The sequence below is a fragment of the Leclercia sp. genome (genome assembly GCF_036780805.1).
Lineage (GTDB): Bacteria > Pseudomonadota > Gammaproteobacteria > Enterobacterales > Enterobacteriaceae > Enterobacter.
In genome coordinates this window covers 300,407-325,383 of record NZ_DAIQCE010000002.1, presented here as the reverse complement: position 1 = coordinate 325,383, position 24,977 = coordinate 300,407, and the positions used below count along the sequence as shown (strand labels likewise).

Sequence of the window (24,977 nt, the reverse complement as noted above, 5' to 3'; positions counted from 1 at the left end):
GTGTTAAACCGTTATCCTTTGTGGAAGTACGTCATGCTGGTCGTCGTTATTGTCGTCGGCCTGCTGTATGCGCTTCCCAACCTGTATGGTGAGGATCCGGCTGTTCAAATCACTGGCGCGCGCGGCGTCGCCGCCAGTGAGCAAACGCTGATCCAGGTCCAGAAAACTTTACAAGAAGAAAAAATTACCGCTAAGTCTGTGGCACTGGAAGAGGGCGCTATTCTTGCTCGCTTCGACTCCACCGACACGCAACTCCGCGCGCGTGAAGCGCTGATGGGCGTGATGGGTGATAAATATGTCGTGGCGTTGAACCTTGCTCCTGCAACGCCGCGTTGGTTAGCTTCTATCAACGCGGAGCCGATGAAACTCGGTCTCGACCTGCGTGGCGGCGTGCACTTCCTGATGGAAGTGGATATGGATACCGCGCTGGGCAAACTCCAGGAACAAAACATCGACGGCCTGCGTAGCGATCTGCGCGAGAAAGGCATCCCTTACACCACCGTGCGTAAGGAAGATAATTACGGGATGAGCATCGCGTTCCGCGACGGCAACGCCCGCGATCAGGCGCTGGATTACCTTGCTCAGCGTCATCGTGACCTGGTTCTCTCTTCTCAGGGCAGCAACCAGCTGCGCGCGGTGATGACCGATGCGCGTCTGAAAGAAGCGCGTGAATACGCGGTTCAGCAGAACATCAACATCCTGCGTAACCGTGTTAACCAGCTTGGTGTTGCGGAGCCGCTGGTACAGCGTCAGGGTGCTGACCGTATCGTGGTTGAACTGCCGGGTATCCAGGATACCGCGCGTGCGAAGGAGATTCTGGGCGCTACCGCGACGCTGGAGTTCCGTCTGGTGAATACCAGCGTCGATCAGTCCGCTGTCACCTCTGGCCGCGTACCTGGCGACTCTGAAGTGAAACAGACCCGTGAAGGCCAGCCGGTTGTGATGTACAAGCGGGTGATCCTGACCGGTGACCATATCACCGACTCGACCTCCAGCCAGGACGAATACAACCAGCCGCAGGTTAACATCTCGCTAGATAGCGCGGGTGGTAACATCATGTCTAACTTCACCAAGGACAACATCGGTAAACCGATGGCGACCCTGTTCGTGGAGTACAAAGACAGCGGTAAAAAAGATGCTAACGGTCGCTCCATCCTGGTGAAAGAGGAAGAGGTGATTAACATCGCCAACATCCAGTCTCGCCTCGGTAACAGCTTCCGTATCACCGGTATCAACAACCCGAACGAAGCCCGTCAGCTCTCGCTGCTGCTGCGTGCCGGTGCGTTGATTGCGCCAATTCAAATTGTTGAAGAGCGTACTATCGGTCCAACTCTGGGTATGCAGAACATCACTCAGGGTCTGGAAGCCTGCCTGGCAGGTCTGATTATCTCCATCATCTTTATGATCTTCTTCTATAAGAAGTTCGGCCTGATTGCGACCAGTGCGCTGATCGCTAACCTGGTGCTGATTGTGGGCATTATGTCCCTGCTGCCGGGGGCGACGCTCACCATGCCAGGCATTGCGGGTATCGTTCTGACCCTTGCGGTGGCGGTCGACGCCAACGTACTGATCAACGAACGTATTAAAGAAGAGTTGAGCAACGGTCGCTCTGTCCAACAGGCGATTGACGAAGGTTACCGTGGTGCCTTCAGCTCCATCTTTGATGCGAACGTAACAACACTGATTAAGGTTATTATCCTGTATGCAGTGGGTACCGGCGCGATCAAGGGCTTTGCTATCACCACCGGTATTGGTGTGGCAACGTCAATGTTTACCGCTATCGTCGGCACCCGTGCCATCGTGAACCTGCTGTACGGCGGCAAGCGCGTTAAAAAGCTGTCTATCTGAGGAGTGCGTTGTGGCACAGGAATATACTGTTGAACAATTGAACTACGGCCGTAAAGTCTGGGACTTTATGCGCTGGGACTACTGGGCCTTTGGCATATCAGGTTTTCTGCTGATTCTGTCCATCGCCATCATCGGCGTGAAGGGCTTTAACTGGGGTCTCGATTTTACCGGTGGTACGGTTATTGAGATTACCCTGGAAAAACCGGTCGATATGGACCAGATGCGTCTGTCGCTTGAGAAGGCGGGCTTTGAAGAGCCGCTGCTGCAGAACTTTGGCAGCAGCCGCGACATCATGGTGCGTATGCCGCCGGTGAAGGATGCCAACGGCAGCCAGGAGCTGGGCAGCAAGGTCGTGACCGTAATTAACGAAACGACCAGCCAGAATGCGACGGTAAAACGTATCGAATTCGTGGGCCCGAGCGTGGGTGCGGATCTGGCCCAGACCGGTGCGATGGCGCTGCTGGTGGCGCTGCTCTGTATCCTGGCGTATGTCGGCTTCCGCTTCGAGTGGCGTCTGGCTGCCGGGGTGGTTATCGCCCTGGCGCACGACGTGGTGATCACCATGGGCGTTCTGTCGCTGTTCCATATCGAGATCGACCTGACCATCGTGGCCTCGTTGATGTCGGTTATTGGTTACTCGCTGAACGACAGTATCGTGGTATCGGACCGTATCCGTGAAAACTTCCGTAAGATCCGTCGCGGTACGCCGTACGAAATCTTTAACGTGTCGTTGACCCAGACGCTGCACCGTACCTTGATCACCTCCGGGACCACCCTGATGGTGATCCTGATGCTGTATCTCTTCGGCGGCCCGATTCTGGAAGGCTTCTCGCTGACCATGCTGATCGGTGTTTCCATCGGTACAGCCTCGTCCATCTACGTCGCGTCCGCGCTGGCGTTGAAACTGGGCATGAAGCGTGAGCACCTGCTCCAGCAGAAAGTGGAAAAAGAGGGGGCGGATCAGCCGTCCATTCTGCCGTAATACGACGTTTACCCGTCAGTGAAATCCCGGTCTTATGACCGGGATTTTTTTTGTCTTTTCCTGACAAACACTCCTGACAGTATGCTGTCAGGAGGCCTGTCGTAGACTCCTTCTGAACCCAAACAACAGGCAGGAGGATGTATGAAAAGTGTGATTAACTGGTTTGAAATTCCGGTCGTGGATATGGATCGTGCCATCAAATTTTACGAGCCGGTGCTGCAAGTGGCGCTGAGACGCGAGAAAATGGATGTTGCAGAGCTTGCCGTTTTCCCGCATGACGATCCGGCCACCGGCGGCGCGCTGGCAAAATTTGACGGCATTACACCCTCGACGCAGGGCGCTATTATTTACCTGCATACCGATAACCTGGCGGCAACGCTGGATCGTGTGGCATCAGCCGGCGGTGCGTGCGTGTTTGGCCCGCTGGAGCTGCCGCGCGGTATTGGCACTATTGCACTGTTTACCGACAGCGAAGGCAACCGGGTTGGACTTCATCAACCCGCCTGATATCCACCTGTAAAGCGAAGAACCGATGACCCGACGCGCCGACCGTTTGTTTCAGATTGTGCAGATCCTGCGTGGCAGGCGGCTGACGACCGCTGCGCATCTGGCGGACAGGCTCGGCGTTTCTGAACGCACGGTGTATCGCGATATCCGGGATTTGTCACTCTCTGGCGTGCCGGTGGAAGGGGAGGCGGGGAGCGGCTATCGGCTGATGTCGGGCTTTGACCTGCCACCGCTGATGCTGACTAACAAGGAGTCAGAGGCGTTGATGGTGGCGATCCGCCTGCTCAAAACCTGGGGCGGAGAGTCGCTGTCGCGCGAGCTGGAGTCGGCGCAGGAGAAGGTGCTGGCGATCCTGCCGGAGGAGAGCCGCCGTAAGGCCGAGCAGACCCGGATTTACGCGCCGGATATCGCCATGCAACCTCACTCCCGCAGCGGGTTCGATGTGATCCATCAGGCGATCTCCGCGCAGCGGGTGCTGGGGCTGCACTATCGTGATGAGAGCGGGCAGTTGTCCTCCCGCGACGTGCAGCCGCTGGGGCTGTTCTTCTGGGGCGAGCACTGGCTGCTGGCGGCATGGTGTGAACGGCGGGATGATTATCGCTGCTTCCGGCTCGACAGGTGTCTGAATATCACCCTGACGGACAGACGCTTTAGCGAAAGCGCGGATCGATCGCTGGCGGATTTTTTGAGAAAGGTGAAGCAATAAGATGCCGGGTGGTGCGGCCTGATGCCCTCACCCCAACCCTCTCCCACGGGGAGAGGGCGCAAACATAAAAAACGGCAACCCGAAGGTTGCCGTTTTGCTTTTATTTTGCCACCCGGCGATACAGGCACAAATTAGAAGTTATAACCCACAACCAGGTAACCACCCCAGCCGGTAGAACGGACGCTGAAGTTACCGTCACCGAAGTTCAGGCTGGCGTCGTCGTTCCACTGACCACCGTTGTGCCAGTAACGCGCCACAACAGAGTAGTGCCAGTGATCGTAGTTCAGCGCCAGGATGTGGCTGGAGGCGATAGAGTCGTTGGTACGCGCTTTCTTACCGTTCAGGTCACGGAAGTCGTTGTCGCCCAGGTCTGAACCCCAGTCAAAGTTGGTGAAGCCGATGTAGCTCAGGTTGCCGCCCCACAGCTGGGTGATCGGCACGAAGTATTTCACTTTGAAACGGTAGCCGTCCCACTCGTTTTCGTTCGCTGCACCGTAGTTCTGCCACTGGTATTTGGCATACACGTTCATGGACAGGCTCATCGGCAGACCGGTGTCGATGTCAGTACCCAGACCCATGTACCAGGTGCTCTGGCGACCGGACTTGTTGCGGCCCATGTCGTAGATATAGTTGTTGGCGAAGTACCACTCTTTAAACGGACCAAACGCCAGGCTGGTGCCGGTCAGCTTATCGATGGAGAAGCGCGGTTCGATCTCCATGAACAGTGGGGAACCGTGGTTCCAGATACCTTTGGCGTCAGTGTTACCACCGAAGAAGACCGGCGCATCCATGTAACCATAGAAATCAAACCAGTCTTTCTTGGCGAACGCTTCGTATTCCAGGTAGGTATCGTTGCGGATCTGTGGTCCAAAACGGGTGTGGTAGCTGCCGACGACGTTGACGCTCTGGTGCCACCAGTCGGAAACGTACTCTGGTTTATCGTTTTCGGCTGCCTGCACAGCGAAAGTAGAGGAGAGTGCCAGCGCTGCACCGGCTGCCAGTAATGTTTTTTTCATAATAATGCCACTGATTTGAAATCCCTAACGGGAGTGAAAAAGGCGCGAATTGCGTTTCTAAATATTTCGTGTTTCTGGGAGCCTATTATAGGAATCCTTGCTCACAAAAATATGTGTTGTTTCACAGTTCTCTCACATACGTAATCGATTGCGTTCACGTTTGCGTATTTTTAACGGAGCGGATTGTAATGGCAAACATTTCTGTTGCCAATGATTGGAAGCTCAGAAGAGGGCGGAACGTGTAACACGTTCCGCAGGGGGATTATTGCGCGACGGGCTGAATATCGTGGATGCGGATAAAACCGAGCCGATCGGGCGTCAGGCCATTGAGCTGAAGCGGAATGTCGACATCGCTGGGGGCCAGCACGCTGGCCGGAGCATTAATCAGCTGGGTCTGAACGTTCAGCTCCTGGAAGCTATCGGTAGTGCCCTGGATCTGGCCCCACTCAACGGTAGCGCTGAAAGCCGGGAGCGGATCGTTTGATTCCCCCTGAATGCGCAGCGTCGCCCGGGTGCCATCGGCGTTTGGCGCGACGTTGACCAGCGACATCTTCAGCGTACCAATCTGGCTGTTAAGCCGGGCAGGGGTGTTGGAACCGGTCAGCAGATAGACGCCGCTGGTCGATTTGGCGTTCAGCGCATTCTGCTGGGTGATCTTGACGGTTTCCTGGTTGAGCTTGTTCATGGTGGTGTTCAGTGAACTGATGCTCTGCTTCATCTGGTGCACTTCGCTTTGCTGTGCGCAGGCGCTGAGGCTAAAAAGGCTTCCCAGCAGCAGAACATGAAGGTAACGTCTTGTCATGGCAATTATTTCCCTGAAATAACGGATTCTGCTAAGGGTAGTCAACGACGCTGCCTTGCGTATAGATCCTTTATCTCAAAAACGCTCCTTCTTTGTTGTCAGCCCAGTTCGGGGTAAAATGGAGTTCAGTCAACCCGATAGCCAGGACACCGTATGCATTGCCCATTCTGTCTCGCCGTGGATACCAAAGTAATCGACTCCCGACTCGTGGGAGAGGGCTCATCCGTGCGCCGCCGTCGTCAGTGCCTGGTGTGTAACGAACGCTTCACCACCTTTGAAGTGGCGGAGCTGGTAATGCCCCGCGTCGTGAAAAGTAACGACGTCCGCGAACCCTTCAACGAAGAAAAGCTGCGCAGCGGGATGCTAAAAGCACTGGAAAAACGGCCAGTCAGCGCAGATGACGTCGAAATGGCGCTTAACCACATCAAAACTCAGCTGCGCGCCACCGGCGAGCGCGAGGTGCCGAGCAAAATGATCGGTAACCTGGTGATGGAACAGCTTAAAAAGCTCGATAAAGTGGCCTATATCCGCTTTGCCTCTGTTTACCGCAGCTTCGAAGACATTAAAGAGTTCGGTGAAGAGATCGCCCGCCTACAGGACTAAGCACATGCAGGATGAGATTTACATGGCGCGAGCGCTAAAGCTGGCGCAACGCGGGCGGTTTACCACCCACCCGAACCCGAATGTCGGCTGCGTTATCGTTAAAGATGGCGAGATTGTCGGCGAAGGTTTCCACTACCGTGCAGGTGAGCCCCATGCCGAAGTCCATGCCCTGCGCATGGCCGGAGAGAAGGCGCGCGGTGCCACGGCCTACGTCACGCTGGAGCCCTGCAGCCACCATGGCCGCACCCCGCCGTGCTGCGATGCTCTTATCGCGGCGGGTGTTTCACGGGTCGTAGCGGCCATGCAGGATCCCAACCCGCAGGTGGCCGGTCGTGGTCTCTATCGCCTGCAGCAGGCGGGCATTGAGGTCAGCCACAGCCTGATGATGAGCGAAGCCGAACGCCTGAATAAAGGCTTCCTCAAGCGGATGCGGACCGGTTTTCCCTATATACAGCTGAAGCTGGGCGCCTCGCTGGATGGCCGCACGGCGATGGCCAGCGGCGAAAGCCAGTGGATCACCTCCCCGCAGGCAAGGCGCGATGTGCAACGTCTGCGCGCGCAAAGCCATGCTATTCTCACCAGCCATGCCACCGTGCTGGCCGACGATCCTGCGCTGACCGTGCGCTGGGATGAGCTGAACGCTGATACCCAGGCGCTCTATCCGCAGGAAAATCTACGCCAGCCGCTTCGGATTGTGGTTGATCGGCAGAACCGGGTCACTCCTGAGCACCGCATTGTGCAGCAGCCGGGCGAGACCTGGTTTGCCCGCACCCAGGAAGATGCGCGCAGCTGGCCGGAAGGCGTGCGCAGCATTATGGTGCCGGAGCACAACGGGCACGTGGATTTAGTGGTGCTGATGATGCTGCTGGGTAAACAACATCAGATCAATAGCATCTGGGTCGAAGCCGGCCCAACTCTAGCCGGTGCGCTATTGCAGGCCGGGCTGGTGGATGAGCTGATTGTCTATCTGGCGCCTAAACTGTTAGGCAGCGACGCGCGCGGCCTGTGCGTACTGCCAGGGCTGGAAAAGCTGGCGGATGCGCCCGCATTTAACTTTAGCGAGATACGCCCGGTTGGACCGGATCTCTGTCTCCATCTGACCACCGCGTAAGGCTTGCCTAAATAGGGAAGCAGTGCGCAAAATATTATGATAAAATCCGCCCCCCTGCGGGGCCACCAAATGAACCCGTTAAGGAAGAGTATGAACATTATTGAAGCAGCCGTTGCTACCCCGGACGCTCGCGTCGCCATCACCATTGCGCGTTTCAACAACTTCATCAACGACAGCCTGCTGGATGGTGCGATTGACGCCCTGAAACGTATCGGCCAGGTGAAAGACGAAAACATTACCGTTGTCTGGGTTCCGGGTGCTTACGAACTGCCTCTGGCAGCGGGCGCACTGGCGAAAACCGGCAAATACGATGCGGTTATCGCGCTGGGTACTGTGATTCGTGGCGGCACCGCGCATTTTGAATATGTTGCGGGTGGTGCAAGCAACGGTCTGGCGCACGTGGCACAGGATGCAGAAATTCCTGTCGCGTTCGGCGTACTCACCACTGAAAGTATTGAACAAGCCATCGAACGTGCTGGCACCAAAGCCGGTAACAAAGGTGCAGAAGCTGCACTGACCGCGCTTGAAATGATCAATGTATTGAAAGCCATCAAGGCCTGATTTTTTTGTAAGGGGAATTCCGTGAAACCTGCTGCTCGTCGCCGCGCCCGTGAATGTGCCGTTCAGGCACTTTACTCCTGGCAGTTGTCCCAGAACGACATCGCTGATGTTGAATACCAGTTCCTGGCGGAACAAGACGTCAAAGACGTTGACGTCGTGTACTTCCGTGAACTGCTGTCGGGAGTGGCGACTAATAGCGCGTATCTCGACGGCCTGATGAAGCCGTACCTGTCCCGTCTGCTCGAAGAGCTGGGCCAGGTTGAAAAAGCGGTGCTGCGTATCGCACTGTTTGAGCTGTCGAAGCGTGATGATGTGCCTTACAAAGTGGCCATCAACGAAGCGATCGAACTGGCGAAAACCTTCGGTGCTGAAGACAGCCACAAATTTGTGAATGGCGTGCTGGATAAAGCTGCACCTGCGATCCGTCCCCGTAAAAAGTGATCCGCAAGCCGGAGTTTCGTATCGCCTTTGGGCGGTGCGGGCTCCGGTTTTTTTATTTTATTTGCTGAGGCATAACGTATGGCATGTGGCGAATTTTCCCTGATTGCCCGTTATTTTGACCGAGTCAGAAGCTCGCGTCTCGATGTGGAAACCGGCATCGGCGACGACTGTGCACTTCTCAATATCCCCGAAAAACAGACGCTGGCGATCAGCACCGACACCCTAGTGTCTGGTCATCATTTTCTGCCGGATATCGATCCTGCCGATCTGGCGTATAAAGCGCTGGCGGTGAACGTGAGCGATCTGGCGGCGATGGGGGCCGATCCGGCGTGGTTAACGCTGGCCCTGACCCTGCCAAAGGTCGATGAAAGCTGGCTTGAGGCCTTCAGCGACGCGCTGTTTGAACAGCTTAACTATTACGATATGCAGCTGATCGGCGGCGATACCACCGCCGGTCCGCTATCGATGACCCTGGCGATCCACGGCTATGTGCCGATGGGGCGCGCGCTGAAGCGTTCTGGCGCGAAACCGGGCGACTGGATTTACGTCACCGGTACGCCGGGTGACAGCGCGGCAGGGCTGGCCCTATTGCAGAAGCGTTTCGCCGTGGAGAACGCTGAAGATGCGGCGTATTTTGTGCAACGCCATTTGCGCCCGACGCCGCGCATTCTGCACGGCCAGGCGCTGCGCGACCGCGCCAGTTCAGCCATCGATCTCTCGGATGGCCTGATCTCCGATCTCGGCCATATCCTGAAAGCCAGCGGCGTGGGTGCGCGGATCGACCTGGATCTGTTCCCGCTCTCAGCCGCGATGCGCAGGCACGTGGAGCCAGAGCAGGCGCTGCGCTGGGCGCTCTCCGGCGGTGAAGATTATGAACTGTGCTTTACCGTACCCGAGCTGAATCGCGGCACGCTGGATGTGGCGTTAGCCAATCTGGGGGCCGGATTTACCTGTATCGGCCAGATCATGCCTGAAAGCGAAGGGATGCAGTTTGTGCAGAACGGCGCGCCAGTGACGCTCGACTGGAAAGGGTATGATCACTTCGCTTGATGTGTTGCCGGGTGGCGGCTTCGCCTTACCCGGCCTACAGGTGCGATCGTAAGCCCGGTAAGCGCAGCGCCACCGGGCTTTTTTATTACTTAAATCCCACCACCGGATGCTGCTTGTACGGCGTTTCCAGCTCGGCAATCTGTTCCGGGGTCAGGGTGATATCCACGGCGTTAATCAGCTCGTCGAGCTGCTCTTCGCGCGAGGTGCCGATAATCGGTGCGGCAACGCCCCGTTTGCTCAGCACCCATGCCAGCGCCACCTGGGCGCGCGTCGCGCCAAGCTCCTCGGCAATCCTCGTTAAACGCTCGGCAATCTGCGCGTTATTGGCTTCGGTTTCTTCATACAGCGTTTTGCCAAACTCATCCGATACCGAGCGGGCAGTGGTCTCTCCCCACGGACGGGTTAAGCGGCCGCGCGCCAGCGGACTCCAGGGGATCACCGCCACGCCGTGCTGATAGCACAGGGGCAACATCTCGCGCTCTTCTTCGCGGTAGATAAGATTGTAGTGATCCTGCATGGTGACAAACGGCGTCCAGCCGTGCTGTTCCTGCAGCGCCAGCGCTTCGGCAAACTGGGCGGCATGCATTGACGAGGCGCCGATATAGCGCGCTTTGCCCGCTCTGACGACGTCGTTTAACGCTTCCAGCGTCTCTTCAATCGGGGTGTTGTAATCCCAGCGGTGGATCTGCAGCAGATCGACGTGATCCATGTTCAGGCGTCGCAGGCTGTCATCAATGGAGCGCAGGATCTGCGCCCGGGAGAGGCCTTCCGCCAGATCGCCCACCTGATGGTACACCTTGGTAGCGACCACCACCTCGTCACGGCGGGCGAAGTCGCGCAGCGCGCGGCCTACAATCTCTTCGCTGCTGCCGTCGGAGTAGCTGTTGGCGGTATCAAAGAAGTTAATGCCGCCTTCGAGGGCGTGTTTGATGATCGGACGGCTGCTCTCTTCCGGCAGCGTCCAGGCGTGCTTACCGCGATCCGGCTCGCCAAAGGTCATGCAGCCCAGACAAAGACGGGAAACCTTAAGATCCGTTTTTCCTAATGTATTGTATTGCATGGTTCCACTCCTGCTGATTACTTAAAACGTAACGTTAAGCATAGCAGGAGCGGAAAGGGGAGGGATTATGCCAGCCAGGCGGTGATGCGGGCTTCGATACCGGCGGCATCCAGGCCAATGTCGGCGCGCGCTTCGTCCTGGGTACCCTGCGGGATAAAGTGATCCGGCAGGCCGAGGTTCAGTACCGGCACGACTTTACGCTTCGCCATCAGCACCTCGTTCACACCGCTGCCTGCGCCACCCATAATGGCATTCTCTTCCAGGGTGATCAGCGCCTCGTGCCGTGAGGCCATCTCCAGAATCAGAGCCTCATCGAGCGGCTTCACAAAGCGCATATCCACCAGCGTCGCGTTGAGGGATTCCGCCACTTTTGCCGCTTCCGGCATCAGCGTACCGAAGTTGAGGATCGCCAGCTTCTCACCGCGACGTTTGACGACGCCTTTACCAATCGGCAGTTTTGCCAGCGGCTCGAGGGTGACGCCTACGGCGTTACCGCGCGGATAACGTACGGCGGTTGGGCCGTCCTGATAGTGGTAGCCGGTGAACAGCATCTGACGACACTCGTTTTCGTCGCTCGGGGTCATTACCACCATGTCCGGGACACAGCGCAAAAAGGAGAGATCGAACGCCCCCTGGTGCGTCTGGCCGTCGGCGCCGACAATGCCCGCCCGATCGATGGCGAACAGCACCGGCAGTTTCTGAATGGCGACGTCGTGGATCACCTGATCGTAGGCGCGCTGCAGGAAGGTGGAGTAGATCGCCACCACCGGCTTGTAGCCACCAATCGCCAGGCCCGCGGCAAAGGTCACCGCATGCTGTTCGGCGATAGCGACATCAAAATATTGCGTCGGGTATTTGCGGGAAAACTCCACCATCCCGGAGCCTTCGCGCATCGCCGGGGTTACGGCCATCAGCTTGCTGTCTTTGGCGGCGGTTTCGCACAGCCAGTCGCCGAAGATTTTCGAATAGCTCGGCATCCCGCCGCTGCTTTTTGGCAGGCAGCCGCTGGTCGGGTCGAATTTAGGTACCGCGTGGAAGGTGATGGGATCTTTTTCCGCCGGTTCGTAGCCCCGGCCTTTTTTGGTCATGATGTGCAGGAACTGCGGGCCTTTCAGGTCGCGCATGTTTTTCAGCGTGGAGACCAGCCCCAGCACGTCGTGCCCGTCTACCGGGCCGATGTAGTTAAAGCCCAGCTCTTCAAACAGCGTGCCGGGGACCACCATGCCTTTGATGTGCTCTTCGGTGCGGCGCAGCAGCTCTTTAATCGGCGGTACGCCGGAGAAAACTTTTTTGCCGCCTTCACGCAGGCTGGAGTAGAGCTTGCCCGAAAGCAGGTTCGCCAGGTGGTTGTTCAGCGCCCCGACGTTTTCGGAGATCGACATTTCGTTATCATTGAGCACCACCAGCATGTCGGGTTTGATATCGCCCGCGTGGTTCATCGCCTCAAAGGCCATCCCGGCGGTGATCGCTCCATCGCCAATGACGCAGACGGTGCGGCGCCGCTTGTTCTCTTTTTCGGCGGCAACGGCAATACCGATCCCGGCAGAAATGGAGGTGGAGGAGTGGCCGACGCTCAGCACGTCATACTCGCTCTCACCGCGCCACGGGAACGGATGCAGGCCGCCTTTCTGACGAATAGTGTCAATTTTATCGCGACGGCCGGTGAGAATTTTGTGCGGATAAGCCTGATGCCCCACGTCCCAGATCAGCTGATCGAACGGCGTGTTATAGACATAATGCAGCGCCACGGTGAGCTCCACCGTGCCAAGCCCGGAGGCGAAATGGCCGCTGGAGCGGCTTACGCTGTCGAGCAGGTAGCGACGCAGCTCGTCGCACAGCTTCGGCAGACTCTCTTTCGGCAACAGACGTAACTCCTGGGTGGAGTCAACCAACGCCAGTGTCGGGTATTTGGCAATATCAAAACTCATCAGAGACTCATCGTGGTGTTTTCGTTATTTATCACGCTGGATTATATAGTCCGCTAGCGCTTCCAGTGCCGAGGTATCCAGTGACTGCGCGGCCAGTTGTTCAAGCGACTGGCGGGCATCCGCAATCAGGTCCCGGGCTTTTTGTTGGGCTTGCTCAAGACCCAGAAGGGCGGGATAGGTACTTTTGCCAAGCTGCTGATCGGCACCCTGACGTTTTCCCAATGTTGCAGTATCGCCCACGACATCCAGAATGTCATCCTGAACCTGGAAGGCTAAACCGATACTTTCTGCGTAGCGATCCAGAACGGGCAGGGCGTTGCGACCCTGCTCACCCGCGCTCAGCGCGCCCAGACGGACGGCGGCACGAATCAGTGCCCCGGTCTTGTGGCGATGAATACGCTCCAGCTGTTCCAGATTAACCTGACGACCTTCCGCTTCAAGATCCAACGCCTGACCGCCGCACATACCGGCAACGCCGCTGGCCATTGCCAGTTCGGAAACCATTGCCAGACGGTCGCGATCCGCCACTTCCACCATCGGGGCATCGCTCAGAATCGAGAACGCCAGGGTTTGCAGGGCATCGCCTGCGAGAATGGCGTTCGCTTCGCCAAACTTAATGTGGCAGGTCGGCTGGCCGCGACGCAGGTCATCGTCGTCCATCGCCGGCAGATCGTCATGGATCAGCGAGTAGGCGTGAATACACTCGACCGCAGCCGCTGGCGCATCCAGCGTATCGGCACTGATCCCGAACATCCCGCCGGTGGCATACACCAGAAAAGGACGCAGGCGTTTGCCGCCTAACAGTGCGCCATAATGCATGGCCTCAACCAGTGGAGTGTTCTGAAAAGGCTGCGGCGCGATAAAACGGCGCAACGCGTCGTCAGCACGCCCGACGCATGCCTGAAGCTGGTTCGAAAAGTCCATCTACTCGGCATCCGGTGTGAAGGGGGTCGTGGCAGCGTTTTCGTTATCGGAGAGCAGGATCTGCACGCGTTGTTCCGCCTGTTGCAGCTTAACCTGGCCCTGGCGCGCCAGCTGCACGCCGCGTTCGAATTCATTAAGCGCCTCTTCTAACGGCAGGTCGCCGCTTTCCAGACGGGTAACGATTTGCTCCAGTTCACTCAGCGCAGTTTCGAAACTGGCGGGTGCATCGTTTTTCTTCGGCATAGTGAATGTCTGACTCTCAGTTTTTTATCCCTGATATGGTATCGGACTCAGGGTAATTATCAAATAACGCGCAATGTGCACAGGAGCCACGCGATGGTGGTATACTTCCGCGCCTGGATGCAGCCCTGGAAATGTGGGCTGCTGTACTTTTCCATTACAAGCCTTATCGCTTGCCAAAGAAACATTGCCGCCATGAAGTTTATCATTAAATTGTTCCCGGAAATCACCATCAAAAGCCAATCTGTGCGTTTGCGCTTTATTAAAATTTTAACCGGGAACATTCGTAACGTTCTGAAGCACTACGACGAGACGCTGGCCGTCGTGCGTCACTGGGATCACGTTGAAGTCCGCGCCAAAGATGAAAACAAGCGCCTGGACATTCGTGATGCCTTAACCCGTATTCCGGGGATCCACCATATTCTGGAAGTGGAAGATGTTCCGTTCACTTCTCTGCACGATATCTTCGAAAAAGCGCTGGCGCAGTATCGCGATCAAATCGAAGGCAAAACCTTCTGCGTGCGCGCCAAGCGTCGCGGTAAGCATGAGTTTAGCTCCATTGAAGTTGAACGCTACGTCGGCGGCGGGCTGAATCAGCACGTTGAGTCTGCGCGCGTGCGCCTGACCAACCCGGAAGTGACTGTAAATCTCGAAATCGAAAACGACCGTCTGCTGCTGGTGAAAGGCCGCTATGAAGGTATCGGCGGTTTCCCGATTGGCACCCAGGAAGATGTGCTGTCGCTGATCTCCGGCGGTTTCGACTCCGGCGTTTCCAGCTATATGCTGATGCGTCGCGGCTGCCGTGTGCACTACTGCTTCTTCAACCTCGGCGGTGCGGCACACGAAATTGGCGTGCGTCAGGTGGCGCATTATCTGTGGAACCGCTTCGGCAGCTCCCACCGCGTGCGTTTTGTGGCGATCAACTTTGAGCCAGTAGTTGGCGAGATCCTTGAGAAAGTCGATGACGGCCAGATGGGCGTGGTATTGAAGCGCATGATGGTGCGTGCGGCCTCGAAAGTGGCTGAGCGTTACGGCGTGCAGGCGCTGGTCACCGGCGAAGCGCTGGGCCAGGTCTCCAGCCAGACCCTGACCAACCTGCGTCTTATCGACAACGTCTCTGATACGCTGATCCTGCGTCCGCTGATCTCCCATGATAAAGAGCACATTATCGATCTGGCGCGCGAAATCGGTACCGAAGACTTCGCCCGCACCATGCCGGAGTACTGCGGCGTGATTTCCAAGAGCCCAACCGTAAAAGCGGTGAAGGCGAAGATCGAAGCGGAAGAAGAGAACTTCGATTTCAGCATCCTTGAGAAAGTGGTGGCTGAAGCCTCTAACATCGATATCCGCGAGATCGCCCAGCAGACCGAGCAGGACGTAGTTGAAGTGGAAACCGTGAACGGTTTTGGTCCTGATGACGTGCTGCTGGATATCCGCTCAGTGGATGAGCAGGATGCGAAGCCGTTTGAGCCGGAAGGTGTGGAAGTGGCCTCGCTGCCGTTCTACAAGCTGAGCACCAAATTTGGCGATCTGGATAAGAACAAAACCTATCTGCTGTGGTGCGAGCGCGGGGTGATGAGCCGTCTGCAGGCGCTCTATCTGCGCGAGCAGGGCTTTACCAATGTGAAGGTGTATCGCCCGTAGTTAAAATGCCCGGCGGCGCTGCGCTTGCCGGGCCTACAGGTTCGTGCTATTTGTAGGCCGGGTAAGGCGTAGCCGCCACCCGGCTTTTTTACGCCTTACGCTTCGTAATAGTTATAAATCCCTGCCGCCATCACCAATGATGAGGCCACTTCATAGGCTTTTGCCCGCCCGACCAGCAGCTCGATAATCTTCAGCGCAAAATCAATCGACGTGCCCGGCCCCTGGCTGGTTAACAGATTGACACGCGGATCCCAGACCATGCGCTTATCCACCCACTGCTCTTCGGGGATCTTATCTTTTAGCGTCGGGAAACCGGTCATATTGCCAATCGGGAAGATATTGTGCGGCACCAGCACCGTGGCTGCGGCTGCGCAAATGGCGGCGACGATGCGCCCGGAGTGGTGAAACTGCCTCACCGTCTCGACCAGCAGCGGGCTGTCGCGAAAGCACTCCGCCCCCTTAATACCGCCTGGCAAAACGATGACGTCGTAATCACCGTCGGCGACCTCCACCAGCGGCGCATCGGCGACAATTTTCACCCCACGCGAGCAGGTGATGATCAGATTGCCATCGCTGGCGACGCTTGCCGTCGTGACGTTAATCCCGGCGCGAACCAGCAGATCGATAGTGGTGACCGCTTCGGTCTCTTCGCTACCAGGGGCGAGGCATACCAGTGCCGACGCGCTCATACTCACTCTCCTTACGTTTAACCTGTTCATAGAGACGGACATTTTCCGGCACGCTGATACCGTGCGCGCGGGCGCGTTTTAGCAGGTAACCGGTAATGTAGTCAATTTCGGTATGACGTAGTCCGCGGATATCCTGCAACATCGAAGAGATATTCTGGGCGGTGCTCTCAATGACCTCTTCAACGTAATAGCGAATATCGTCCACCGAGGTGTGAATGCCTTCGCGCTCCACCACGGCAGCGACCTCGGCACACAGCGTTGCGACCGTCTGCGGATGCTTTTGAAGCTCACCGTTCGGGCAATCCAGCAGAGCGGTCAGCGGATTAATCACGCAGTTTACCGCCAGCTTGCGCCACATCTGCGGGCGAATGTTATCGTGCCAGGCGACATCCGGCAGCACCTGCTGAAAGCAATCCGCCAGATAACTGTAGTCTCCCTCCTGCGCTCTGGCCGGGCCGATATGCGTCATCCCGCTGGCGACATGAACAATCACGTTGCCGTCGCGGCGAGCCGCATGGGTGGTAATGGCCATCAGCAGCGGCTGGGGGACACTTTTGAGCTCTTCTATAGTGCCCATACCGTTGTGAAGCAACATAATCGGTGAGGTACGGGGAAGGGTGGTTGCCAGCGCCCGCACGGCGTCGGAGACCTGCCAGGCTTTCAGGGTAACCAGCAGCAGATCGCTTTGCGCCAGAAAATCAGGATCGTTGGCGATAAGAGATTCGTTAAAGATGCTCCCGTCTTCTTCAATCAGGTTTACACTGCAATAGGGTTGTGGCACGCGCATCCAGCCCTGAACTTCATGCCCCTGTTTGCGAAGTGCGGCGAGCCAAAGTTGTCCCAGTGCCCCACATCCGAGCACGGTAATTTTCATCGTTCCTCCTCACCTGCAACAAGCCAGGTGTTACAACATGTAGTATAGCGTCGACAACTAAGCTTCTGTTGAGTTATGCCCCGTAGCGGGTATTATGCAACGCAACAAAAGTGAAGGGAGAAGAAAAGATGCCATCTTTCGATATTGTTTCCGAAGTTGATATCCAGGAAGTACGTAACGGCGTGGACAACGCCAGCCGTGAAGTTGAGTCGCGTTTCGATTTTCGTGGCGTTGAGGCCAGTTTTGAGCTGAACGACGCAAATAAGACCATTAAGGTGCTGAGCGAGTCCGATTTTCAGGTCACCCAGCTACTGGACATTCTGCGCGCCAAGCTGCTGAAGCGCGGCATCGAAGGGACCTCCCTCGACGTGCCGGAAACCTTCGTGCACAGCGGCAAAACCTGGTTTGTTGAAGCCAAACTGAAGCAGGGTATTGAGAGCGCGATGCAGAAAAAAATCGTTAAGCTCATCAAAGACAGCAAGCTTAAAGTACAGGCTCAGATTCAGGGCGAAGAGATTCGTGTCACCGGAAAATCCCGCGACGATCTACAGGGTGTGATGGCGCTGGTGCGTGGCGGCGATCTCGGCCAGCCGTTCCAGTTCAAGAACTTCCGCGATTAAGAAAAAGCCCGGCGAGATGCCGGGCTTTTTTTCAGGCTTTCAGCGCCTGCTCAACTTCAAAGCGGTTAGTCACTTTACTGTCGATTTTGACATACAGACTGCGTTCTTCCGGCACCAGTAATACCTCGCTGACACCTTCTTTCGCTTCAAGGCGCTGTTTTAAGGCCTCGCTAATCTCAACATCCTGCGGAATTTCCACTCTCAGACTACTGACATAACGCGGTTCTTTCATGGTGCTGGCCACCAGCAGCCAGACCGTTGCCAGCAGCGCACCCGCCAGGAATACGGTTTGTGAATCGAACATGCCATCGACCCAGCCGCCAAGAGATCCGCCGATAGCCACGCCGATAAACTGGCTGGTGGAGTAGATCCCCATCGCCGTTCCTTTATAGCCTGCCGGCGACTCTTTACTGATTAACGACGGCAGCAGGGCTTCCATCAGGTTAAAGGCGAGGAAAAAGAGCTGCACGCCCGCGACCAGCTCCCAGAAGTGCGGGCCGGAACCCCAGAGGACGATTTCGGCGATCAGCAGCAGGGCGACGCAGGCCAGGAAGACGCGCTTCATTCGGCGCTTCACTTCGGCATAGATAATAAACGGCACCACGGAGACAAACGAGATGAGCATGGTGACCAGGTAGATTTTCCAGTGCTCAGCCGCCGGAAAACCCGCTGCCGCCAGCTGGCCGGGCAGGGCGACGAAGGTGGACATCAACAGGATATGCAGGCACATGATGCCGAAGTTGAGTTTCAGCAGACGCGGCTCGACCAGCACCTTGCTGAAGCAGCCTTTGACCATCCCCGATTCGCGGTTCAGGACATGGTTTTTGCTGTCAGGCACGACCCAGATGGTCAGCGCAATGCCGAGGGTCGCCAACACGGCGATCATCCAGAACAGGGCATGCAGCCCCAGCGCATGGGTGATGATTGGCCCGAGAACCATGGCGATAGCAAAGGTCACGCCGAAACTGACGCCAATAAAGGCCATCGCTTTGGTGCGGTTCTGTTCGCGGGTCAGATCGGACAATAGCGCCATCACGGCGGCGGCAATGGCACCGGAGCCCTGCAGCGCACGACCGAGAATAATGCCCCAGATGGAGTGGGAGAGGGCGGCAATCACGCTACCGGCGACAAATACCAGCAGTCCGCCGACGATCAGCGGCTTGCGGCCGACGCGGTCAGAGAGCAGGCCAAAAGGGATCTGAAAGACCGCCTGCGCCAGGCCATAAATACCGATGGCAAGACCAATTAATGCCTCGCTTGCCCCCTGCAGTGCCATGCCGTAAGTGGTCAGAACGGGCAGGACCATAAACATGCCGAGCATACGCAGTGAGAAAACCGTCCCCAAACCCCAGGTGGCGCGTAACTCGCCTGGCGTCATTTTATAATCGTTCATTACCACCTCTGTCTAAAAAGCGCGTTCAGTGTAGTGCGAGCGGGCGTTCGGGTAAACAGAGCGATGGTGAACAAATATAAATTACATGAATGATCTGTGCTATTAAGCAGAAAAAGGCGTGGCGAAAGGGGAGGGGATAATGATGCTTATCGGTTTTTACGTCTTTCGATAATTAATGATAAACCAGGAACAGGTTTAATAACCTGTTCCTGCAACGGAGCCTATTTTACGCGTTGGCTTTTACCAGGAAGTTATTCCAGTCACCGGCAGCATTGTTTACGAAAGATGACCAGCTATTTCCCGCCGTTTCGACAAAACCATTCCAGTTATTTGAACCGGTAGTCACAAAGGTTTGCCAGTTGGAAGCGCCGACCACGAATGAACCAAACGCAAGTGCGCTGTCTACTACGAAGTCAGCGAAGGCGGTGCCAGAGGTGGCTACGAAGGTGCCAAAGCCAACCGCAGAGTTATAGACAAAACTGGTGAAGCCAGTTGCGGCGCCCATCAGATTAAAACCGCCGGAGATGTACTGGATTTCATTCATTGATAATTCTTTCACTTTTATTTCCTTATTAAATGAGAAGAGCGTGAGCACAATACTCACGGCGAGAGAGTACCACCGGGGAATAACAATGAGACAGGCAAAAAGTAGCAAATGGATTTATATGCTCTTTTTTTAGCTTGATTAATATTTGAGAGTGATCTGTAAGGTATTAATAATTAGTTTTGGATATGTCAAAAAAAACAGCCCGCGACCATAACGGTAGCGGGCTGTTGAGTAACGCCGTCTGGCGAACTTACCAGACGTAGGTCAGCAGATTATGTGAATCAGGCACCATAAAGTCGACGGACATCATTACCGACAGGGAAGTGATAGCAACAATCGAGAACACAAACAGCTTACGTGCCCAGACTTTGTCGTCTTCCACTTTATAACCCCGCAGTGCCATGCCGAGCCACCAGACGCTCACCGCTGCAGCAACCACCAGATATTTGTACCCAGCGTAACCGCCCAGAGAGAGCATCAGCGTAGCAACCGCAAAGGCAATGATGTAGAGCGTGATATGGTTCTTGGCAACGGAGATGCCTTTCACTACCGGCAGTACCGGAATGTTCGCTGCCTGATAATCCTTAAAGCGGAAAATCGCAATGGCGTAGGAGTGCGGCATCTGCCACAGGCTAAAGATAGCCAGCAGGATCAGCGCACCGCTGTCGAACTCGTTGGTGACCGCGCAGTAGCCAATCACCGGCGGCGCAGCGCCGGAGAGAGAACCAATCAGCGTACCGTAGACGGAGTGACGTTTCATATACAGGCTGTAGACGCCTACATACACCACGAAACCCATCACCCCCAGCCAGCAGGCCAGAGGGTTGGCGCCGAACCACAGCAGCATAAAGCCAGCAATACCCAGCAAGGTGGCGTACACCAGCGAGACGGCAGGGGACATCAGGCCTTTTACCAGCACCCGATTTTTAGTCCTTTCCATCTTCCTGTCGATATCCATGTCGATGTAGTTGTTAAATACACAACCGGACGCGACAACCAGTGACACCCCAACCAGCGTGTAGATAAAGAGGGTGTAATCGATGCTGCCTTTAGAGGCCAGCAGGAACCCTCCGATCACCGAGATCAGGTTGCCAAAGATGATGCCAGGTTTTGTGACTTGCAGGTATTGCTTAAACATACTCGCCGCTCTTAGTGAACCATCATGTTGTAGTTGAGGTTCCACATAATCCAGATGGAGCCGACTACCAGGATTGCGATGATAATCACGGTAAAGATGAATGCCGTCATGTTCCAGCCTTCATCAGATTTGGTGTTCATGTGCAGGAAGCAAACCAGATGCACCAGAATCTGCACTACCGCGGTAACCAGGACAGTGCCCAGGATTGCCGCGTGAGAAGCAGTACCGCTCATCACCATCCAGAACGGGATCACCGTCAGGATGATCGACAGGATGAAACCTGTCATGTAGGTTTTTACGCTACCGTGGGAAGCGCCATGATCGTTTGAATGACTCATTACATCGCCCCCATCAGATACACAACAGAGAACACACAGATCCAGACCACATCCAGGAAGTGCCAGAACAGGCTCAGGCACATAATACGGGTGCGGTTAGTGCTGGTCAGGCCGCGACGGGATACCTGGAACATCAGTACCGCCATCCAGATCAGACCGGACGTTACGTGCAGACCGTGAGTACCTACCAGCGCGAAGAACGCTGACAGGAAGCCACTGCGATCCGGACCGAAACCTTCCATGATCAGGTGGTGGAATTCATAGATTTCCATCCCGATAAATCCAGCACCAAACAGCCAGGTCAACGCCAGCCAGGAGACAACCTGGCTCTTGTTGTTCTTGTACATGGCGATAGCCGCCATGCCGTAGGTGATGGAGCTGAACAGCAGCAGTGCGGTTTCAACCAGAACGAACGGCAGCTCGAAAATTTCCTTGCCGGTCGGGCCGCCCGCTGTGCCGTTCACCAGAACGGCATAGGTCGCGAACAGACAGCAGAACAGGATGCAGTCGCTCATCAGGTAGATCCAGAAGCCGAAGACTTTCATCGGCCCTGTATCGTGGTGCCCGTGATCATGCGCATGGGCAGTCGCGTGGGTTAAAGTATCAGTTGCCATTTTTCAGCCCCGCTTTAGCAATCTCGTCGAAATGCTGGTTTTCCAGTTTTTCAACTTCACGGACTGGTACGTAGTAGTCCACGTCCTCATCAAAGCTCTTCACAATCCAGCTGATAACGATGCCAGCAAAGCCGACGATCGCAAGCCACCAGATGTGCCAGATCATAGCGAAACCAAATACCGTCGCGAAGGCGGCAATCACAATGCCCGCACCGCTGTTTTTCGGCATGTGGATCTCTTCGTACTGTGCAGGCTGCTTATACGCTTCGCCTTTTTCTTTCATTTCCCAGAATGCATCACGCTCATGAATGTGCGGCACAACGGCAAAGTTATAGAACGGCGGTGGAGAAGAGGTTGCCCACTCCAGCGTACGGCCACCCCATGGGTCACCGGTCAGGTCACGGTTCTGATCGCGGTCGCGAATAGAGACGTAGAACTGAATCAGCTGAGACGCAATACCGCAGGCAATCAGCACCGCGCCGCCCGCTGCAACCATCAGCATTGGGTGGAACTGCGGATCGATCTGCTGGCTCAGACGACGGGTCATACCCATGAAGCCCAGCACGTACAGCGGCATAAATGCGACGAAGAAGCCGATGATCCAGAACCAGAACGCGCGTTTGCCCCATTTTTCGTTCAGGGTGTAACCGAAGGCTTTTGGCCACCAGTAAGTCACACCTGCGAAGCAACCGAAGACCACACCGCCGATGATAACGTTGTGGAAGTGCGCAATCAGGAACAGGCTGTTGTGCAGAACGAAGTCAGCACCCGGCACGGCCAGCAGTACGCCGGTCATCCCACCCACGGAGAAGGTGACGATGAAGCCGATGGTCCACAGCATTGCTGAGTGGAACACGATGCGACCTTGGTACATGGTGAACAGCCAGTTGAAGATCTTAACCCCGGTTGGGATTGCGATAATCATGGTGGTGATACCGAAGAAGGCGTTAACGTTCGCGCCCGCACCCATGGTGAAGAAGTGGTGCAGCCAAACGATAAACGACAGAACGGTAATACACACGGTTGCCCACACCAGCGAGGTGTAACCAAACAGACGCTTACGCGAGAAGGTCGCTGCGATTTCGGAGAACACACCGAAGACCGGCAGAACCAGGATGTACACTTCAGGGTGACCCCATGCCCAAATCAGGTTGATGTACATCATCATGTTGCCGCCCATATCATTGGTGAAGAAATGGGTGCCCAGATAGCGATCCAGGGTCAGCAGCGCGACGGTGACAGTCAGGATTGGGAATGACGCGATAATCAGGATGTTGGCGCACAGAGATGCCCAGGTAAATACCGGCATCTTGAACATGGTCATGCCAGGGGCACGCATCTTGATAATGGTCACGAAGAAGTTAATACCGGTCAGGGTAGTACCGACACCGGAGAGCTGTAGCGCCCAAATCCAGTAATCAACACCTACGCCAGGACTGTATTCAATTCCCGAAAGCGGCGGATAGGCCAGCCAACCAGTCTGCGCGAACTCACCGACGCCCAGAGAAAGGTTAACCAGAATCACACCAACAACCGTGAACCAGAAGCTCAGGTTGTTCAGGAACGGGAACGCAACGTCGCGCGCGCCGATTTGCAGCGGCACAACCACGTTCATCAGACCGATAACCAGCGGCATCGCCACGAAGAAGATCATGATAACGCCGTGGGCGGTAAAGACCTGGTCGTAGTGGTGCGGTGGCAGGAAGCCTGCTTCGCCAGCGGAGGCAAGCGCCTGCTGGCTACGCATCATGATTGCATCGGCAAAGCCACGAATTAACATGACGATACCGACGATGCAGTACATGATACCGAGTTTTTTGTGGTCAACCGAAGTCAGCCACTCATTCCACAGATAGCTCCACTTACCGAAGTAAGTGATCAAGCCAACTAAGGCTGCGCCACCGATGATAATGGCAGCAATCGTGACCATGATAATTGGCTCATGGTACGGCACTGCATCCAGTGTTAATTTTCCGAACATTTTCTTCCTCGGCCCCTTAGTGAGAGGTTTCCGCGTGGCTCATGTCCATGCCTTCCATGCCTTCGTGTGATGCGTGCTCACCTTCCGGTTGGGTCATGTCCATGCTCTTGCCGTGGCCCATAAATTTGTTGATAACGTCTTTAAACAAATCAGGTTTCACGTCAGAGAAGTACTCCACCTTGTTGTATTCGCTAGGTGTTGCCACTTTGTCGAACGCGGCCATGTCAGACATGGTGTTCGTAGACTGTTTCGCTTTAGCAACCCACTGGTCGAAAGCGGCACGGTCAGGCGTGGCAATGGCTTTGAACTTCATACCAGAGAAGCCCGGGCCACTGTAGCTGGCGGAGATACCATCATAGGTGCCTGCTTCATTCGCGATCAGGTGCAGGTTGGTCTGCATACCGGCCATCGCGTAAATCTGGCTACCCAGACGCGGGATAAAGAAGGAGTTCATCACGGAGTTAGACGTTACTTTGAACTGCACCGGGACGTTCGCCGGGAAGGCGATTTCGTTCACGGTAGCAATGCCCTGTTCCGGGTAGATGAAGAACCATTTCCAGTCCATGGAGACGACTTCGATCGTAATCGGTTTCTCATCGTGAACCAGCGGTTTTGCAGGTTCAAGCGCGTGAGTGGTTTTCCATGTCAGCACGGCAAGGAACAGGATGATCAGAATCGGCACCGTCCAGACCACAGCTTCCACTTTATTGGAGTGTGACCAGTTAGGGCTATACTTCGCATCTTTATTGCTCGCACGGTACTTCCAGGCGAAACCAACAGCCATCAAGATGGCGGGAATCACGACGATCATCATCAGGCCGAAAGCCGTCAGAATGAGCGAACGTTGCTCCAGTCCAATCTGTCCTTTGGGGTCTAGCAGCGCAGAATCACAGCCACTGAGTAATACAGTGCCTGCAAATAACGACAACCATCCCAAACTTTTATTGTATTTCCTAAGTGTCATTTAACGACCTCAATTCCACGGGGACCTGGTGGCGTTTAAAGTGTGGGGGCATTTTACGGGAACGTTACATTACTGTAAACATCATTAGACCTGTGTCAGGAACGTGTTACCAGGTTCTGCCAGGGAAGTCACAGATGTTGCAAATTATAACCGCTTTTCAGACGTAAGCACCGCCAGACGGGCGTTATAACGAAACAGACTCGGTAGGTAGGGTAAAAAGGGCAATTGGTATAACCATTGCTAAAAACACACAAATCATTAACAAATAATTATCAATAAAGAGACAACTAAAAAACGTAAAATTAATGTTTCGTTTGCTGAATCGGTTAACGGAAAATACACACTCTCCCATGTTCCAATAATTTCCAGAATTCTAAGAAGCACGAAACAACAAAT

General features: G+C 55.5%; 26 protein-coding genes. 11 read left to right on the top strand and 15 right to left on the bottom strand.

Translation table 11 applies throughout. The features are described 5' to 3' along the window. From secD to V7Q49_RS10830, 4 genes are all read left to right on the top strand, one after another. On the top strand, window positions 1-1,848 hold the full coding sequence (gene secD / locus V7Q49_RS10845; RefSeq protein WP_333851076.1) for a protein translocase subunit SecD: 1,848 nt from the start codon (window positions 1-3) through the stop codon (window positions 1,846-1,848). A 10-nt stretch (window positions 1,849-1,858) separates the two neighbouring features. Beyond that, window positions 1,859-2,830, top strand: coding sequence for a protein translocase subunit SecF (gene secF, locus V7Q49_RS10840; RefSeq protein ID WP_333851074.1), 972 nt, complete (start codon window positions 1,859-1,861; stop codon window positions 2,828-2,830). 141 nt (window positions 2,831-2,971) lie between these two features. After that, window positions 2,972-3,337: a VOC family protein gene (locus tag V7Q49_RS10835; protein ID WP_333851072.1), complete on the top strand. Its 366-nt coding sequence runs from the start codon at window positions 2,972-2,974 to the stop codon at window positions 3,335-3,337. A 25-nt stretch (window positions 3,338-3,362) separates the two neighbouring features. After that, window positions 3,363-4,043, top strand: a complete 681-nt coding sequence (locus tag V7Q49_RS10830) for a helix-turn-helix transcriptional regulator (RefSeq protein ID WP_142488416.1) — start codon at window positions 3,363-3,365, stop codon at window positions 4,041-4,043. Between the two features lie 131 nt (window positions 4,044-4,174). Here V7Q49_RS10830 and V7Q49_RS10825 read toward each other — a convergent pair whose 3' ends face one another. Next, the gene (locus tag V7Q49_RS10825; protein WP_333851069.1) at window positions 4,175-5,059 is read right to left on the bottom strand and encodes a nucleoside-specific channel-forming protein Tsx; all 885 of its coding nucleotides are present in this window, start codon (window positions 5,057-5,059) and stop codon (window positions 4,175-4,177) included. 262 nt (window positions 5,060-5,321) lie between these two features. Next, entirely contained in the window at window positions 5,322-5,861 is a 540-nt protein-coding gene (locus V7Q49_RS10820) for a DUF3251 domain-containing protein (RefSeq protein ID WP_333851067.1), read from the bottom strand. A gap of 153 nt (window positions 5,862-6,014) precedes the next feature. On the opposite strand from V7Q49_RS10820, the gene nrdR reads away from it, so the two are divergent. The 5 genes from nrdR (at window position 6,015) to thiL (ending at window position 9,627) form a co-directional block, all read left to right on the top strand. Then, a complete protein-coding gene (nrdR, locus tag V7Q49_RS10815; protein WP_032616812.1) occupies window positions 6,015-6,464 on the top strand; it encodes a transcriptional regulator NrdR in 450 nt (149 codons plus the stop codon). A 4-nt stretch (window positions 6,465-6,468) separates the two neighbouring features. After that, a complete protein-coding gene (gene ribD, locus V7Q49_RS10810; protein WP_333851064.1) occupies window positions 6,469-7,575 on the top strand; it encodes a bifunctional diaminohydroxyphosphoribosylaminopyrimidine deaminase/5-amino-6-(5-phosphoribosylamino)uracil reductase RibD in 1,107 nt (368 codons plus the stop codon). Window positions 7,576-7,665: 90 nt separating this feature from the next. Beyond that, the gene (gene ribH, locus V7Q49_RS10805; RefSeq protein WP_039032362.1) at window positions 7,666-8,136 is read left to right on the top strand and encodes a 6,7-dimethyl-8-ribityllumazine synthase; all 471 of its coding nucleotides are present in this window, start codon (window positions 7,666-7,668) and stop codon (window positions 8,134-8,136) included. Between the two features lie 21 nt (window positions 8,137-8,157). Next, window positions 8,158-8,577, top strand: coding sequence for a transcription antitermination factor NusB (nusB, locus tag V7Q49_RS10800; protein WP_032616814.1), 420 nt, complete (start codon window positions 8,158-8,160; stop codon window positions 8,575-8,577). Window positions 8,578-8,655: 78 nt separating this feature from the next. Next, on the top strand, window positions 8,656-9,627 hold the full coding sequence (gene thiL / locus V7Q49_RS10795; protein WP_333851061.1) for a thiamine-phosphate kinase: 972 nt from the start codon (window positions 8,656-8,658) through the stop codon (window positions 9,625-9,627). An 85-nt stretch (window positions 9,628-9,712) separates the two neighbouring features. Here thiL and V7Q49_RS10790 read toward each other — a convergent pair whose 3' ends face one another. The 4 genes from V7Q49_RS10790 to xseB form a co-directional block, all read right to left on the bottom strand. Then, a complete protein-coding gene (locus tag V7Q49_RS10790) occupies window positions 9,713-10,687 on the bottom strand; it encodes an aldo/keto reductase (RefSeq protein WP_333851058.1) in 975 nt (324 codons plus the stop codon). A 65-nt stretch (window positions 10,688-10,752) separates the two neighbouring features. After that, the gene (dxs, locus tag V7Q49_RS10785) at window positions 10,753-12,615 is read right to left on the bottom strand and encodes a 1-deoxy-D-xylulose-5-phosphate synthase (RefSeq protein ID WP_333851056.1); all 1,863 of its coding nucleotides are present in this window, start codon (window positions 12,613-12,615) and stop codon (window positions 10,753-10,755) included. Between the two features lie 24 nt (window positions 12,616-12,639). Continuing rightward, entirely contained in the window at window positions 12,640-13,539 is a 900-nt protein-coding gene (ispA, locus tag V7Q49_RS10780) for a (2E,6E)-farnesyl diphosphate synthase (RefSeq protein ID WP_059308615.1), read from the bottom strand. Continuing rightward, window positions 13,540-13,782, bottom strand: coding sequence for an exodeoxyribonuclease VII small subunit (xseB, locus tag V7Q49_RS10775; RefSeq protein ID WP_103824033.1), 243 nt, complete (start codon window positions 13,780-13,782; stop codon window positions 13,540-13,542). Between the two features lie 192 nt (window positions 13,783-13,974). Here xseB and thiI point away from each other — a divergent pair, with 192 nt between their 5' ends. Then, window positions 13,975-15,423, top strand: a complete 1,449-nt coding sequence (gene thiI, locus V7Q49_RS10770) for a tRNA uracil 4-sulfurtransferase ThiI (protein ID WP_333851053.1) — start codon at window positions 13,975-13,977, stop codon at window positions 15,421-15,423. Between the two features lie 95 nt (window positions 15,424-15,518). On the opposite strand, the gene yajL is transcribed toward thiI, so the two are convergent. Then, window positions 15,519-16,112, bottom strand: a complete 594-nt coding sequence (gene yajL / locus V7Q49_RS10765) for a protein deglycase YajL (RefSeq protein WP_333851051.1) — start codon at window positions 16,110-16,112, stop codon at window positions 15,519-15,521. Beyond that, window positions 16,075-16,986, bottom strand: a complete 912-nt coding sequence (panE, locus tag V7Q49_RS10760) for a 2-dehydropantoate 2-reductase (protein ID WP_333851049.1) — start codon at window positions 16,984-16,986, stop codon at window positions 16,075-16,077. The genes yajL and panE overlap by 38 nt, the downstream gene beginning before the upstream one ends. A gap of 128 nt (window positions 16,987-17,114) precedes the next feature. Between panE and V7Q49_RS10755 the strand changes: the two genes are divergently transcribed. Then, window positions 17,115-17,606: a YajQ family cyclic di-GMP-binding protein gene (locus V7Q49_RS10755; RefSeq protein ID WP_333851047.1), complete on the top strand. Its 492-nt coding sequence runs from the start codon at window positions 17,115-17,117 to the stop codon at window positions 17,604-17,606. Between the two features lie 31 nt (window positions 17,607-17,637). Here V7Q49_RS10755 and V7Q49_RS10750 read toward each other — a convergent pair whose 3' ends face one another. The 7 genes from V7Q49_RS10750 to cyoA all read right to left on the bottom strand — a co-directional run bounded on the left by V7Q49_RS10750 (window position 17,638) and on the right by cyoA (window position 24,581). Beyond that, window positions 17,638-18,999, bottom strand: a complete 1,362-nt coding sequence (locus V7Q49_RS10750; RefSeq protein WP_333851044.1) for an MFS transporter — start codon at window positions 18,997-18,999, stop codon at window positions 17,638-17,640. 226 nt (window positions 19,000-19,225) lie between these two features. Beyond that, window positions 19,226-19,558, bottom strand: coding sequence for a hypothetical protein (locus V7Q49_RS10745; RefSeq protein WP_333851042.1), 333 nt, complete (start codon window positions 19,556-19,558; stop codon window positions 19,226-19,228). A gap of 238 nt (window positions 19,559-19,796) precedes the next feature. Then, entirely contained in the window at window positions 19,797-20,684 is an 888-nt protein-coding gene (gene cyoE / locus V7Q49_RS10740) for a heme o synthase (RefSeq protein ID WP_333851040.1), read from the bottom strand. 11 nt (window positions 20,685-20,695) lie between these two features. Then, window positions 20,696-21,022 carry a cytochrome o ubiquinol oxidase subunit IV gene (locus tag V7Q49_RS10735; RefSeq protein ID WP_032616827.1) on the bottom strand — a complete coding sequence of 109 codons (327 nt, stop codon included), beginning with the start codon at window positions 21,020-21,022 and terminating at the stop codon, window positions 20,696-20,698. Beyond that, window positions 21,022-21,636, bottom strand: coding sequence for a cytochrome o ubiquinol oxidase subunit III (locus V7Q49_RS10730; RefSeq protein ID WP_333851037.1), 615 nt, complete (start codon window positions 21,634-21,636; stop codon window positions 21,022-21,024). Before V7Q49_RS10730 ends, V7Q49_RS10735 begins: the two co-directional genes overlap by 1 nt. Then, entirely contained in the window at window positions 21,626-23,617 is a 1,992-nt protein-coding gene (gene cyoB / locus V7Q49_RS10725) for a cytochrome o ubiquinol oxidase subunit I (protein ID WP_333851035.1), read from the bottom strand. Before cyoB ends, V7Q49_RS10730 begins: the two co-directional genes overlap by 11 nt. A 16-nt stretch (window positions 23,618-23,633) precedes the next feature. Further along, window positions 23,634-24,581, bottom strand: coding sequence for a cytochrome o ubiquinol oxidase subunit II (cyoA, locus tag V7Q49_RS10720; protein ID WP_333851032.1), 948 nt, complete (start codon window positions 24,579-24,581; stop codon window positions 23,634-23,636). Window positions 24,582-24,977 lie beyond the last annotated feature (396 nt).

Excerpts from the sequence above, each read along its gene's own strand:
- V7Q49_RS10835 (WP_333851072.1), top strand. The coding sequence starts at position 2,972 with ATGAAAAGTGTGATTAACTGGTTTGAAATTCCGGTCGTGGATATGGAT.
- V7Q49_RS10830 (WP_142488416.1), top strand. The coding sequence starts at position 3,363 with ATGACCCGACGCGCCGACCGTTTGTTTCAGATTGTGCAGATCCTGCGT.
- V7Q49_RS10825 (WP_333851069.1), bottom strand. The coding sequence starts at position 5,059 with ATGAAAAAAACATTACTGGCAGCCGGTGCAGCGCTGGCACTCTCCTCT.
- V7Q49_RS10820 (WP_333851067.1), bottom strand. The coding sequence starts at position 5,861 with ATGACAAGACGTTACCTTCATGTTCTGCTGCTGGGAAGCCTTTTTAGC.
- nrdR (WP_032616812.1), top strand. The coding sequence starts at position 6,015 with ATGCATTGCCCATTCTGTCTCGCCGTGGATACCAAAGTAATCGACTCC.
- ribD (WP_333851064.1), top strand. The coding sequence starts at position 6,469 with ATGCAGGATGAGATTTACATGGCGCGAGCGCTAAAGCTGGCGCAACGC.
- ribH (WP_039032362.1), top strand. The coding sequence starts at position 7,666 with ATGAACATTATTGAAGCAGCCGTTGCTACCCCGGACGCTCGCGTCGCC.
- thiL (WP_333851061.1), top strand. The coding sequence starts at position 8,656 with ATGGCATGTGGCGAATTTTCCCTGATTGCCCGTTATTTTGACCGAGTC.
- V7Q49_RS10790 (WP_333851058.1), bottom strand. The coding sequence starts at position 10,687 with ATGCAATACAATACATTAGGAAAAACGGATCTTAAGGTTTCCCGTCTT.
- dxs (WP_333851056.1), bottom strand. The coding sequence starts at position 12,615 with ATGAGTTTTGATATTGCCAAATACCCGACACTGGCGTTGGTTGACTCC.
- ispA (WP_059308615.1), bottom strand. The coding sequence starts at position 13,539 with ATGGACTTTTCGAACCAGCTTCAGGCATGCGTCGGGCGTGCTGACGAC.
- xseB (WP_103824033.1), bottom strand. The coding sequence starts at position 13,782 with ATGCCGAAGAAAAACGATGCACCCGCCAGTTTCGAAACTGCGCTGAGT.
- thiI (WP_333851053.1), top strand. The coding sequence starts at position 13,975 with ATGAAGTTTATCATTAAATTGTTCCCGGAAATCACCATCAAAAGCCAA.
- yajL (WP_333851051.1), bottom strand. The coding sequence starts at position 16,112 with ATGAGCGCGTCGGCACTGGTATGCCTCGCCCCTGGTAGCGAAGAGACC.
- panE (WP_333851049.1), bottom strand. The coding sequence starts at position 16,986 with ATGAAAATTACCGTGCTCGGATGTGGGGCACTGGGACAACTTTGGCTC.
- V7Q49_RS10755 (WP_333851047.1), top strand. The coding sequence starts at position 17,115 with ATGCCATCTTTCGATATTGTTTCCGAAGTTGATATCCAGGAAGTACGT.
- V7Q49_RS10750 (WP_333851044.1), bottom strand. The coding sequence starts at position 18,999 with ATGAACGATTATAAAATGACGCCAGGCGAGTTACGCGCCACCTGGGGT.
- cyoE (WP_333851040.1), bottom strand. The coding sequence starts at position 20,684 with ATGTTTAAGCAATACCTGCAAGTCACAAAACCTGGCATCATCTTTGGC.
- V7Q49_RS10735 (WP_032616827.1), bottom strand. The coding sequence starts at position 21,022 with ATGAGTCATTCAAACGATCATGGCGCTTCCCACGGTAGCGTAAAAACC.
- V7Q49_RS10730 (WP_333851037.1), bottom strand. The coding sequence starts at position 21,636 with ATGGCAACTGATACTTTAACCCACGCGACTGCCCATGCGCATGATCAC.
- cyoB (WP_333851035.1), bottom strand. The coding sequence starts at position 23,617 with ATGTTCGGAAAATTAACACTGGATGCAGTGCCGTACCATGAGCCAATT.
- cyoA (WP_333851032.1), bottom strand. The coding sequence starts at position 24,581 with ATGACACTTAGGAAATACAATAAAAGTTTGGGATGGTTGTCGTTATTT.